The organism is Pseudomonas sp. UC 17F4 (genome assembly GCF_900101695.1).
GTDB lineage: Bacteria > Pseudomonadota > Gammaproteobacteria > Pseudomonadales > Pseudomonadaceae > Aquipseudomonas.
In genome coordinates this window covers 1,046,034-1,057,700 of record NZ_FNKV01000001.1, presented here as the reverse complement: position 1 = coordinate 1,057,700, position 11,667 = coordinate 1,046,034, and the positions used below count along the sequence as shown (strand labels likewise).

General features: G+C 61.4%; 8 protein-coding genes. 5 read left to right on the top strand and 3 right to left on the bottom strand.

Translation table 11 applies throughout. The annotated features are described in order from the left end of the window. The first annotated feature begins 10 nt into the window (after positions 1-10). From BLR26_RS04795 to BLR26_RS04775, 5 genes are all read left to right on the top strand, one after another. Positions 11-1,954 carry a type VI secretion system Vgr family protein gene (locus BLR26_RS04795; RefSeq protein ID WP_093378474.1) on the top strand — a complete coding sequence of 648 codons (1,944 nt, stop codon included), beginning with the start codon at positions 11-13 and terminating at the stop codon, positions 1,952-1,954. A gap of 15 nt (positions 1,955-1,969) precedes the next feature. Continuing rightward, the gene (locus BLR26_RS04790; RefSeq protein ID WP_093378471.1) at positions 1,970-2,404 is read left to right on the top strand and encodes a DcrB-related protein; all 435 of its coding nucleotides are present in this window, start codon (positions 1,970-1,972) and stop codon (positions 2,402-2,404) included. Between the two features lie 12 nt (positions 2,405-2,416). After that, a complete protein-coding gene (locus tag BLR26_RS04785; protein WP_256326696.1) occupies positions 2,417-6,712 on the top strand; it encodes an RHS repeat-associated core domain-containing protein in 4,296 nt (1,431 codons plus the stop codon). Between the two features lie 2 nt (positions 6,713-6,714). Next, the gene (locus BLR26_RS04780) at positions 6,715-7,050 is read left to right on the top strand and encodes a hypothetical protein (protein ID WP_093378468.1); all 336 of its coding nucleotides are present in this window, start codon (positions 6,715-6,717) and stop codon (positions 7,048-7,050) included. An 86-nt stretch (positions 7,051-7,136) separates the two neighbouring features. Then, complete coding sequence (locus tag BLR26_RS04775; RefSeq protein WP_045201195.1) at positions 7,137-8,291, top strand: lysozyme inhibitor LprI family protein; 1,155 nt, start codon at positions 7,137-7,139, stop codon at positions 8,289-8,291. On the opposite strand, the gene BLR26_RS04770 is transcribed toward BLR26_RS04775, so the two are convergent. The 3 genes from BLR26_RS04770 to BLR26_RS04760 all read right to left on the bottom strand — a co-directional run bounded on the left by BLR26_RS04770 (position 8,262) and on the right by BLR26_RS04760 (position 11,637). Further along, positions 8,262-9,476 carry an MFS transporter gene (locus BLR26_RS04770; RefSeq protein ID WP_093378464.1) on the bottom strand — a complete coding sequence of 405 codons (1,215 nt, stop codon included), beginning with the start codon at positions 9,474-9,476 and terminating at the stop codon, positions 8,262-8,264. The genes BLR26_RS04775 and BLR26_RS04770 overlap by 30 nt on opposite strands. Before the next feature lie 125 nt (positions 9,477-9,601). Further along, positions 9,602-10,426 carry a hypothetical protein gene (locus tag BLR26_RS04765; RefSeq protein WP_045201193.1) on the bottom strand — a complete coding sequence of 275 codons (825 nt, stop codon included), beginning with the start codon at positions 10,424-10,426 and terminating at the stop codon, positions 9,602-9,604. 8 nt (positions 10,427-10,434) lie between these two features. Beyond that, positions 10,435-11,637 (bottom strand): MFS transporter, encoded by a 1,203-nt coding sequence (locus BLR26_RS04760; RefSeq protein ID WP_045201192.1) that lies wholly within the window; start codon positions 11,635-11,637, stop codon positions 10,435-10,437. Positions 11,638-11,667 lie beyond the last annotated feature (30 nt).

Here is an 11,667-nt window from a genome sequence, read left to right as displayed (position 1 = left end):
GAGATAAGCGATGCTATTCAAGCAATTCACCCGACTGGCGCAGATCAACAGCCCGCTGGGCCCGGATGCGCTGATCCTGGCGGAAATGGGCGGCGGCGAAGAGCTGGGGCGGCTGTTCGACTACGAGTTGCAACTGACCTCGGACAACTCGGCCATCGACCTCAACCAGTTGCTCGGCAAGCCCATGAGCCTCAGCCTGCAACTGGAGCTGGGCCGCTCGCGGTATTTTCACGGCATCGTTTCGCGCTGCAGCCAGAGCATCGACCGCGGCCAGTTCGCCAGTTACCGGGTGACGCTGCGGCCTTGGCTGTGGCTGCTGAGCAAGACCTCCGATTGCCGCATCTTCCAGAACCAGAGCACCCCGCAGATCATCAAGCAGGTATTTCGCGACCTGGGGTTTTCCGACTTCGAAGACAGCTTGAGCCGCCCCTATCGCGAGTGGGAGTACTGCGTGCAGTACCGCGAGACCAGCTTCGACTTCGTCAGCCGCTTGATGGAACAGGAAGGTATCTACTACTACTTCCGCCACGAAAAGGACCGCCACGTGCTGGTGCTGGCCGATGCCTATGGCGCCCACCAGGTGGTGCCGGGCTACGAGTCGGTGCCGTACTTTCCACCTGATGGTCAGCACCGCGAGCGTGACCACCTCAACGACTGGCACCTGGCCCAGGAGGTGCAGTCCGGCTCGCTGGAGCTTAACGACTACGACTTCCAGCGCCCCAGCGCGCGCATCGACGTGCGCTCGCAAATGCCGCGCCCGCACAGCGCCGGCGACTACCCGCTGTACGACTACCCCGGCACCTATGTGCAGAGTGAGGACGGCGAGCATTACGCCCGTACCCGTATCGAAGCGCTGCAAAGCCTGCATGAACGCATCGAACTGCGCGGCAATGCCCGCGGCCTGGCGGCAGGCAACCTGTTCAGCATGAGCGGCTTCAGCCGCCAGGACCAGAATCGCGAATACCTGATCGTCGGTGCCCGCTATTACATCGTCCAGGAGCGCCTGGAAACCGGCGCCGGCGGCGGCAATGCACAGTTCGAAAGCAACCTCAGCTGCATCGATGCGCAGCAGAGCTTCCGCCCCCTGGCCAGCACCCTGCGCCCGCAGGTCAAGGGCCCGCAGACCGCCATCGTGGTTGGCCCGGCCGGGGAAGAGATCTGGACCGACCAGTATGGCCGGGTCAAGGTGCACTTCTACTGGGACCGCCATGACCAGTCCAACGAGAACAGCTCGTGCTGGATTCGCGTGTCCCAGGCCTGGGCCGGCAAGAACTGGGGTTCGATGCAGATCCCGCGGATCGGTCAGGAAGTGATCGTCAGCTTTCTTGAAGGCGACCCCGACCGGCCGATCATCACCGGCCGGGTCTACAACGCCGAGCAGACGGTGCCCTACGACCTGCCGGCCAATGCGACCCAGAGCGGAATGAAAAGCCGTTCGAGCAAAGGCGGCACGCCGGCGAACTTCAACGAAATCCGCATGGAGGACAAGAAGGGCGCCGAGCAGTTGTACATCCACGCCGAGCGCAACCAGGACATCGAAGTCGAGAACGACGAGAGCCACTGGGTGGGCCACAACCGCAACAAGGTGGTGGACTTCAGCGAAGTGGCGACCATCGGCGAAGACCGCATTCGCGCGGTCAAGCGCGATGACATTTTGCTGGTGGGCTCGACCAAGACCGACAGCATCAGCCGCAGCTACCTGATCGAGGTTGGCGAAAACCTGCGCCTGGTGTGCGGCAAGAGCGTGCTCGAACTCAACGCCAGCGGCCAGATCAACCTCACCGGCGTGCAGTTCAACTTCAACGCCGAAGGCAATGCCCAGTTCAACACCGGCGGCACCCTGGACCTGAACATCGGCGGCGCCCCCGGCGCCACTGCGGACGGGCAAGGCGTCAAAGGCACCATCGATGGCGCCGTGGAAGCGATCTTCCCCAAGCCCAAAGCCAGCCAATAAAGAGATTTGTGCGTCATGACTTATCGCCTCAACGAATTCCAGCTCGCCCTGCCCGATGCCGAAATGCAGGACACCAGCATCAACATCCTGCGCTTTGCCAAGCTCGGCACCTCGCTGATCATCAGCCGCAGCTTGCTGGCCGACGGCGAAACCCTGCAAAGCAACTTCGACGGCCAGCTCGAGCGCCTGCAACAACAGGTCAAGGACCTGCGCTTCCAGCCGCGCCAGGCCGTGCGCCTGGGCGCCGAGCAGACGGTGGAAGGCATCGAGCTGGGCAGCCAGTTCAGCAAGGGCAACGAAAAGGTCTTCCAGTACCAACTGGCTCTGGTACTGCCCGGCACGCGCAAGATGTTCGCCCTGAGTTACGTCAAAGCCCAACCGCTGGGTGATGCCGAGGCTGCGCACTGGGCAGCGATCAAGCAATCACTGAACTTCGACACCCTGGCCTGATGAGCACCTTGCATGTCTGACGCTCTTTGGGCCGCCCGCCAGGGCGATGCGCTGATGCACACCTCGATGATGGCCGACATCGTCGGCGGTGTGCTGGAAGTGGCCGCCAACGTCGCCATCGGCATGTTGGCCACCGCGGCGGTGACTGCGGCGCTTGGGCTTACCGTGGTCACCGGCGGCCTCGGCTGCTTCGTGCTCGGCGCGGTGGTCGGTATCGTGGTCGGCGTGGCCATGAGCAAGACCGGGGCCGACAAGGGTTTAAGCAGTTTATGCGAGGGTATCGGCAATTTTCTGTTCCCGCCTTCGGTGCAGGCCAACATCCTCACTGGCTCGAAGAACACCCACACCAATGGCAAACCGGCCGCCCGCGCTGCTGGCGTCATCGTCGCCGCGGCGGCGCCCGCTGGCAGTGATGCCGCCCAGCCACCTGCCGAAGAGGAAGAAGAAAGCTTCCTCGACATGGCCAAGGGCTTTTTCTCGCAGATGTGGCGGCCCACGGTCGCCAGCCCCGCACCAAACACCGAGCCTGCCGACGACGACAAGATCCTCTGCAGCAAGCACCCGCCAATGCCGCCGCAGTACCTGGCCGAAGGTTCGAGCAAGGTCACCATCAACGGCCATCCGGCTTGCCGCAGCGGCGATCGCAGCACCTGCGAGGCGGTGATCGTCGACGCCGGGCTGATCTCCAGTAACGTGCGCATTGGCGGCGGCTCGATCGTGGTCCGCGAGATTCGCAGTGGCAAGACCCCGGGCATCGGCCTGGCGATTACCGCTTTGATGCTGCTGCGCGGGCGTGGCGGCAAGTTCTACAGCGAACTGGGCTGTATGGTAATTGGCGGCGTTGCTACCTACCTGACCGAGCAGGTAGCAGGTGCGTTGACATCCGCTCTAGCCGGCTCTGCGCATCCGGTCCATAGCCCCACCGGGGCCAAGGTTCTTGCTGACGACGATGATCTGGACTTCAGCTTGCCCGGCTTGATCCCGCTGGAGTGGCAGCGCTTCTACAGCAGCCGTGACACCCGCCACGATGGTCTTTTCGGTGCGGGCTGGAGCGTCGATTACGAGGTATTTGTCAGGATCGAACTACACCCGCAAGGCGGCGAGCGAGTGCTGTTTACCGACGATCAGGCGCGTATTATCGACATGGGCCACATACCCCGGGGCGATGCCGTCTTCAGCGCAGGTGAAGGCCTGAGTGTACGCCGCGAGCATAACGGTGAACTGCTGATCGAGCGTACCGACGGATTGTATCGCCTGTTCCAGCCGACTCCGAACGACCCACTGCACCTGCGCCTGGCGCAATTGGGTGACCGCAACGATAACCGCATCTATCTTGATTACGACGCCAATGGTCGTTTGACCGGGCTGCGCGATACCTTCGACTTGATCCAGGTACAACTGCATTACAGCACTCAATGGCCAGGGCGGATCAGTTCTCTCGAGCGCCTGTATAGCGACGGCGCAACCGAACTGTTGGTCAGTTATGGTTATGACGACAACGGCGACCTGGCCCAGGTGCGCGACGCCAATGGCCAGTTGCAACGCAGCTTCAGCTACGACCAGGGCCGACGCATGGTCGAGCACCAGTTGCCCAGCGGCCTGCGCTGCTTCTACGAATGGACTCGCGCTGCCGACGACTGGCGCGTCGCTCGGCACTGGACCGATGATGGCGACGAGTATCGTTTCGACTACGACATCGAGGCCGGCATCACCCGGATCACCGACAGCCTGCAACGGGTCAGCAGCCGCCACTGGAACCCGCAGTACCAGATCACCCAATACACCGACGCCCTCGGCCACACCTGGTGCTTCGAGTGGAACGACGAGCGCCAGTTGCTCGCTGCCACCGACCCGCAAGGTGGGCAATGGCAATACCTGTACGATGAGTCCGGCAACCTGTGCGAAAGCATCGACCCACTCGGGCGCAGCGAGTCAACCCTATGGCTGGAGCATTGGTCTCTACCCCGAGTAGAGACCGACTACGCAGGCAATCGGCGAAGCTATCGCTACGATCAGCGCGGCAACTGCAGCAGTGAAACCGACCCACAAGGCAACATAACTCGCTATCGCTACGACGAACGAGGCCAAGTGGTAGAGGTGATCGACGCTACAGGCAAGCGCCAACACTTGCGCTGGAATGATTACGGCCTGCTCAGTGAGCAGGTTGACTGTTCGGGCTATCCCACCCGTATGAACTATGACCGTCGTGGCCATCTACAATCTGTCACCGACGCCCTCGGCGAACGTACCGAATATGAATACGACGCACGAGGCCGCTTGCAACTGCGACAGTTACCGGATGGGCGCAGCGACCTTTACCAGTATCACTGCAACGGTCAGCTCAGTACCCATACCGACCCGGCCGGGCACACCACCCAGTTCCTCTATACCCGTCGCGGTCAGCTGCACCTGCGCATCGATCCGCACGGGCGCAAAGTTCAGTACGGCTATGACGCCTACGGCCGCTTGCACACGCTGACCAACGAAAATGGTGAGCGTTATCGCTTCGCCTGGGATCAAGGAGATCGCTTGACCCAGCAGCAGTATCTGGATTCAAGCACCCGCTGTTATCACTATGATGCGCTGAACAACGTTACGGCTCAGACCTATGTCCCGGCGCCCGATGACAACGAGCCGACACTCAAACCGATCTGTCACCACTACCAACTGGATGCAGCCGGCCGGGTAATCCAAAAACGCACTGACGATGGACTAACCGAGTACAGCTACGACGCACTTGATCACCTGATCGCCATCTGTTTCACCGATACCAGCGGCAACAGCGAACAATTGGAATTCGGCTATGACGAACTCGGACAGCTTGTTGAGGACTGCAGTCAGGCCGGCTTACTGCAGCACTGCTACGATGAACTTGGCAACTTGACCCAGACCCGACTGGACGACGGCCGCTGGCTAAATCGTCTTTACTATGGCAGTGGCCATCTGCACCAGCTCAATCTCGATGGCCAGGTGATCTGCGACTTCGAGCGCGACCGCCTGCATCGAGAAGTGTTTCGCTCCCAGGGACAGCTCTGCACCCGCAGCGAGTACGACCGTAGCGGCCGCCTGCGCTCCCGGCTGCGTCGTTCACTCCAGCAGCCGCCACAGCTACCAGCGCCCGTTCAACAACGCTTTGACTTCGATCCTGCCGACAATTTGATCGGTCGTTTCAATCAGGATCTTGCAGGCCAGCACCAGCAACTGCTGCATTACGATGCCAGCGCTCGCATCATGGCCAGCCAGAACACAGGTCAGGGCCAGAGCGAAGTCTTTGCCTATGATGCCGCGGCTAATCTGCTCGACGGTTCAGAGCTCGGAAAGGGCCTTGTCCGCCATAATCGTTTGCTTTCTTACCAAGACAAGCGGTATCGCTACGACGCCTTTGGTCGGATGATCGAAAAACGTAGCAGCCGCCACGGCGTGCAACGGTTCAGCTACGACGCAGAACACCGCTTGATCCAGGTCCGCAGCCATATCGGCGGCCGAGAACGGGTGCTGAACATGCGTTATGACCCATTGGGTCGACGCGTCGAAAAAAGCCAGCACGACGATGCTGGCAATCTGCTGGAAAAGACCCGTTTTACCTGGGATGGACTGCGCCTTTTGCTGGAGCAGCAGCATGGCCGAACCAGTCTCTATCTCTATGATCAGGACAGCCATGAGCCTCTGGCGCGGGTCGACGGCGCTGGCGCACAACAACACGTGCGCTACTACCACAACGACCTTAACGGCTTGCCAGAGCAATTGACCGAATTCAAGGGTGACGTTCTCTGGCAGGCGAGCTATCTGGTATGGGGCAACACCCTGCAGGAAACCCGCGAAGGATATTACCTCGAAGAGCAGAATCTCAGGTTCCAAGGGCAGTACCTGGATCGGGAAAGCGGACTGCACTACAACACGTTTCGCTTCTATGATCCTGATATCGGACGCTTCACCACACCCGATCCCATCGGCCTGCTGGGGGGCATCAACCTTTATCAATACGCACCGAATCCGCTCGGTTGGATCGACCCGCTAGGTTGGAAGAAGAAATGCAGCTTCCGAAAACCCCGACGGGTAAAAAGCAAATCAACGGGGCGCACCAGACCCCGGAACCGCAACGAAGAGTTCGCTCTGGATCATGTCAAGAAACATCCGGAAAACGGGATAGAGATCATCAAGCCCGACCAGATCGGAGACCCTCACTTCAAAGGCAAGGGCTGGTCAAAAATGGAGCGTAAAGTAAACGGGGTCAACGTCCACTACATGGCCAAGCTCGATCCTAAAGGGAAAATGACCCACGTCACTGACTTCAAGATAAAGGACTGAAGATGAACTACACCCATCGAAACAGCAAAAATCAGAAGAGCCACTGGGAACAGTGCGAGCGGCAGCAGGCGCCCTACATAGAGATCAGCGACATCAATGAAACGTACAAGAATGTTTTCTACGACATTACCAATCTGTCAGGGGACCTCGAAGAAATTTCCGAAGCAGTGAAAGCGATCTACACAAGTTATGTTGCGTTCTACCTTGTGCCTCAGATCGATATCGAGCCTCTGTTCGAGCAATATTATTTTTTTAACCTGATCGTCAAATCTGCACACGCAGAGATCATTGCAGAGCAGCTGCATTGCTACCTGAGCGCACAACTCAACGGCCAATGAACCCCAGGCACATTACTGCGGCAGATTCCGCAATGGCCCTTGCTGACGTATCATCCGCACCCTGCTCAACCTCACATGGATGTCCGATGAAAGCCGCCGCGCGCTTGCTTCCTGCTGCCCTGTTCGCTGCCTGCCTGCACAGCCCCGCGACCCTTGCCGCAGGCTTTGACTGCAGCAAGGCCAGCACCCTGCTGGAAACCGCGATCTGCACCACACCGTCGCTGTCGGCCAAGGACGACACGCTCAACGAGCGCTACAAGCCGCTCAAGGACCGCAAGATCTTCCGCGAGCTGGAAAACTTCTGGCTGCGCGAGGTGCGTAACCGCTGCGAGACTGCCGCCTGCCTGGAAGTCGCCTACGACCAGCAGATCAAACTGCTGACGCCAGTACCGGCACTCTCCCAGGTTGATCCCAAAAGCCTGCAGCCCCTGCCCCGCGACCAGCGTTATACCCAGGTCGAGGATGAGCCGTGGCAGCGCTTTCCCCTGGCCACCGTTGCCGACATGAGCGAAGACAGTTTTGCCTATCTGGTGGACGTTGCCACCCTCGATGGCGTGCTGAACGTGGTGCTGTTCGTTGCCGAAAAGCAGGATGACGAAGGCAGCAACCCCGGCAATATCTATGACAGCCGCCCGATCGGCACCCTCTACGAATACTCCGACGCACGCCCTGGCCTGCACCCGTTCGCGCGCAATGTGCGCTTTGATGGCTGGAACAGTATCACCGCCAACGATCAGGGCCGGCGCTATGCCGGGATCATTGACGGGGTGTTCTACTACCGGCAGAAAATGAGCGGCGAGGCGCAGCAAAGCATGGCCTACACACTGGGTTCCAAGGCCACGCCGCAGCCTTCAACGCAACTGTACGCGGCCGAGTCCAACAGCAAGCGTTTCGCCAAGGCGCAGATCAGCGGCGACCTCAACCACGATAACTCCGGCCTGCTGATCTATTACCCGCACCTTACCGGCGACAGCAACCCCTACGACCGGGTGATGGACAAGGATGCCGGCGGCTGGAGCCTGGTCAACCCGACCTGGAGCCCGACCCGGCCGGTCCTGTACTTCGACAACAACGGCGGCTTCGCCTGCATCTGGAGGGTCGACCTGGTGACCAAGCGCCTGGAGAAGATCGTCCCCGAGCATGAGGCAGTTGCCGCTCGCCCGGTGGATGTCATCGGCCGCGAGGCGATCGTTTACCTGGAAGCCGACCAGTTAATGTTTGCCATCGCCCCGGACCAGTAACGCCTGCGCAACGTTACGGGCGCGCCTGCGCCCGAACAGGCGGCCAAGGCTGACCGCCCAGTTGAGCAACGCCACCAGCAGCAGGCACAGCATCATCGCCTCGGTGCCGCCGCTGACGATCAGCTGCCCGGCCAGCCAGGGAAAGCCGAACACCCCGAGAAAGTACGCCAGGCTGAATAGCAGCAAGGCCTGCGGGGTATGCCCGGGCGGTGCCTGGTTGGCGGCCAGGCCGTTGATTACCGAATAGTTCAGACCGTATCCAACCCCCAGCAGCGCCGCGGCCAGCAGATAGCCAAGGTTGCCCTGTACCCACCAGCCCAGCGCCAGCACGGCGAGCACGATAAAGCCCGAGAGCAGGCACGAGGCACGGTAGGCATCACGCTTGACCACCCAGCCGGCGATCAGCAAACGGCAACTGATGGCCGCACTCATGAAGCCGATGAAGAACAACGAATAATCCAGGCCGCGCCCGGCGGCATAAGAGGTCTGGAAGCTGCCCAGACCACCGAAGATCGCGCCGCCCAGGCCGACCATGAGAACCGGCCAGCGTGCGGGCGAGGCCAGTACGGTTGCGCCAGCGCGGCGGCTGATGCCAACCGGCTGAGTGGCGTGCCGTGGCTGGCGGGCTAGATGGTTGAAGATCAGCAGGCCCGCGACTGCGGCACCCGCGGCGGTGTAGAACGCCGTCTGCACCGGCAGTTGCAACAGCGCTGCCAGCTTGCCCGCCAGCGGCCCGGAACCGATGCCGCTCATCATGCTGCCCGAGAGCAAAGCGAAGCAGTGGGTACGCCGCTGGGCTTCGACCCGCTCGGCCACCAGGATCGGGCCCAGGGTGTAAAAAGCCCCCCAACCCAGGCCCAGCATCAGGCCGCAGAGCATCAAGCCCGCGCCGGTGCCAGGCACCAGGGCGAAGCCCAGGCAAGCCGCCACCAGGCTCAGCGCCGACAGGGCGATGGCTCGTGCCGAACCCAAGCGGTCGGCCAGATGGCCACTACCAAGTACGGCGACGATGGTGCTAAGCATGGCAACTGAAATGATCTGCCCGGCATCCTGCTCGTTGCCGCCACGGCTGCTGACCAACAGCGACAACAGGAAGGTCGAGCCATAGGACAACGACAGCAGGTAGCTGGCCAGGCACAGCAGGCCAAAGCCAGGGGCAGCTTGTTCGGTACGGATGGCGGACATGCTCGGACGTCACTCGGCGAAGTGGAGCTGCTTTGTAGCATGGCCTTGCTCCACGACCGTTATAAAACTGCCGGAGTTGGGTTCAGCCGGCAGCGAACTGTGCCTGCGCGCGGCCTATCCAGCGGTCAGTGCAACAGCTCGGCGCATTCCTTCATCACGCCAGCCTTCAACCGCAGGTAGTGCTCGAAAATCTCTCGCGCCGCCGCCTGGTCGATATTGATCTGCATGGCTTCGACAAACTGCTCGACCGCCGCCACCGCGTGGGCAAAGTGATTGCTCTCGGTGCCGCCAGTGTGCACGGTGACCCAGGCCACCGTTGCCCGCGCGCGCTCTGCCGGTATGCCCATGTCACGGACGAACCACTGCTTGAACAACGGATGAATGAACTCGACCTCGCCGTGGGTATAAACCTCATGCACCAGGGTGGTCAGCAGGCCTTGCAGCAGGTCGCGCTCGCGCAGGCGCTGGCGATCGGTCCAGTCCTTGAAGGACTGGGCCGAAGGCAGGCAGTTGGCCTTGAGCATCCACTGATCATCACCGCAGAGGGGCGTCGCCATGTTGTAGAACAAATCGGCGTGCAGGGTATTGCCCAGGGCCCCGAGGTCTTCATCGGTGATCCGCTGCAGGCTGCCGCAGGCCCGATACAGCTGGTCGGCAGCCATGGAGCCGGCGTCGGAGCGGGCCAGCAGGGTCAGGCGGTTGGCAAGGCCCGAGACACTGGCCGCGGAGTTGTTGGTTTTCGACCAGCTGGCGAAGAACTTGCGCAGCACTGCCGGTGAATGCTTGCGCTCAGTCAACAGGGCAAAGGCCTTTTCAATCTCCATCAGCTCTTCTTCTACCGCCCAGAAGGCTTCGAACAACGCGTGCTTGAGGGTGCTGGCCGGCATGTCATTGAGGACCGGCTCGACGATCGAAAGCAGCTTGCTGTGCAGGGCTATCACGGTGTTCATTGGCGTATTTACGTCCTTGTAATGGAGGGGTCAGCGGTTTCTTTGAACGCGTTCTTGTCGGTGGAATCGGTGGGCTGCCAGCCGAACCAGGCGATCAGCATCACCAGCAACTGCGCGGCCATGATCAGCGGCACACAGCCTGACCAGCCCCAGCGCTGCCACAGCAGCGCCGGCAACAGCGCACCGACGCTGCCGCCCAGGTAATAGAACGTCAGATAGCAGCCCACCGCGCCGGCCTTGTTGTGCCTGGCAGTGGACGTAACAAAGGCATTGGCCGCCGCCTGGGCCAGGAACACCCCGGTGGAACTGAGCGCCAGCCCCAGCACGATCCACCACAGGCTGCTGAGCAAGGTCAGCATCGAGCCCAGCAGCCCCAGTACCCCGGCGAATACCACCAAGTGCGCCGGCGGCCTGGCGCTGGCCAGCTTGCCGGCAATCGGCGTGACCACCAGCGCCAGCAAAAACACCGCATAAACCGAACCCAGCGCGGCAACGCCAAGGTTGAACGGCGCGGCCAGCAGGTGCAGGCCGACATAGGTGAAGGTGGCGATCTGCGAAAACAGCACACAGAAACCAACCAGATAGGCCGCCAGCAACGGTCGGTTGCGCAGCATGCTGATACGACTGTTGGCGATGGTGATTTCGATCAGGCGCGCGCCGCTGGGTAGCAGCCGGTGAATGCTCAGGCCGATCAGCACGGTCAGCAACGCCAGCAGGATGAACGCTTCGCGCCAGCCCAGGTATTGGGTCATGACCCCGGTCAGGAAACGCCCGGCGAAACCGCCGAGAATGGTCCCGGCGACGTACAGGCTGGTAACTTCGGTGACTTTCGCCCCCTGCCAGCGCTCGCCGACGTAAGCCACGCTGGTGGCGAAGATCACCGGGATCAGCATGCCCTGGACAAAGCGCCAGAACAGCAGGCTGTTGAGGTCACTGGCCCCTGCCAGCATCAAGCCCGGCACGCTGAGCAACAGGGTTGCCGCCACCAGCACGGTCTTCTGGCTCCAGCGCCGGGTCAGCACGCCGACAAAGGGCGCGACCAGGGCCACGGCCAGGGTCGTGGCGGTGATGCTCCAGCTGACGTGCCGCGCATCCACGGCGAAGCTCTGCGCCAGCTCGGCGAGGATGCCCTGGGTAGCGTAGAGCGGCAGAAACGCGGCGCATCCGCAGAGGAACATCGCGATTCGTGCGGCAGACAGGCGCGATTGCATGGGAAAACTCGTTACAGTGACGAGTATTGT

What these genes read in the sequence shown, in the direction of transcription:
- BLR26_RS04795 (WP_093378474.1), top strand. Translation starts at nt 11, where the DNA reads ATGCTATTCAAGCAATTCACCCGACTGGCGCAGATCAACAGCCCGCTG.
- BLR26_RS04790 (WP_093378471.1), top strand. Translation starts at nt 1,970, where the DNA reads ATGACTTATCGCCTCAACGAATTCCAGCTCGCCCTGCCCGATGCCGAA.
- BLR26_RS04785 (WP_256326696.1), top strand. Translation starts at nt 2,417, where the DNA reads ATGTCTGACGCTCTTTGGGCCGCCCGCCAGGGCGATGCGCTGATGCAC.
- BLR26_RS04780 (WP_093378468.1), top strand. Translation starts at nt 6,715, where the DNA reads ATGAACTACACCCATCGAAACAGCAAAAATCAGAAGAGCCACTGGGAA.
- BLR26_RS04775 (WP_045201195.1), top strand. Translation starts at nt 7,137, where the DNA reads ATGAAAGCCGCCGCGCGCTTGCTTCCTGCTGCCCTGTTCGCTGCCTGC.
- BLR26_RS04770 (WP_093378464.1), bottom strand. Translation starts at nt 9,476, where the DNA reads ATGTCCGCCATCCGTACCGAACAAGCTGCCCCTGGCTTTGGCCTGCTG.
- BLR26_RS04765 (WP_045201193.1), bottom strand. Translation starts at nt 10,426, where the DNA reads ATGAACACCGTGATAGCCCTGCACAGCAAGCTGCTTTCGATCGTCGAG.
- BLR26_RS04760 (WP_045201192.1), bottom strand. Translation starts at nt 11,637, where the DNA reads ATGCAATCGCGCCTGTCTGCCGCACGAATCGCGATGTTCCTCTGCGGA.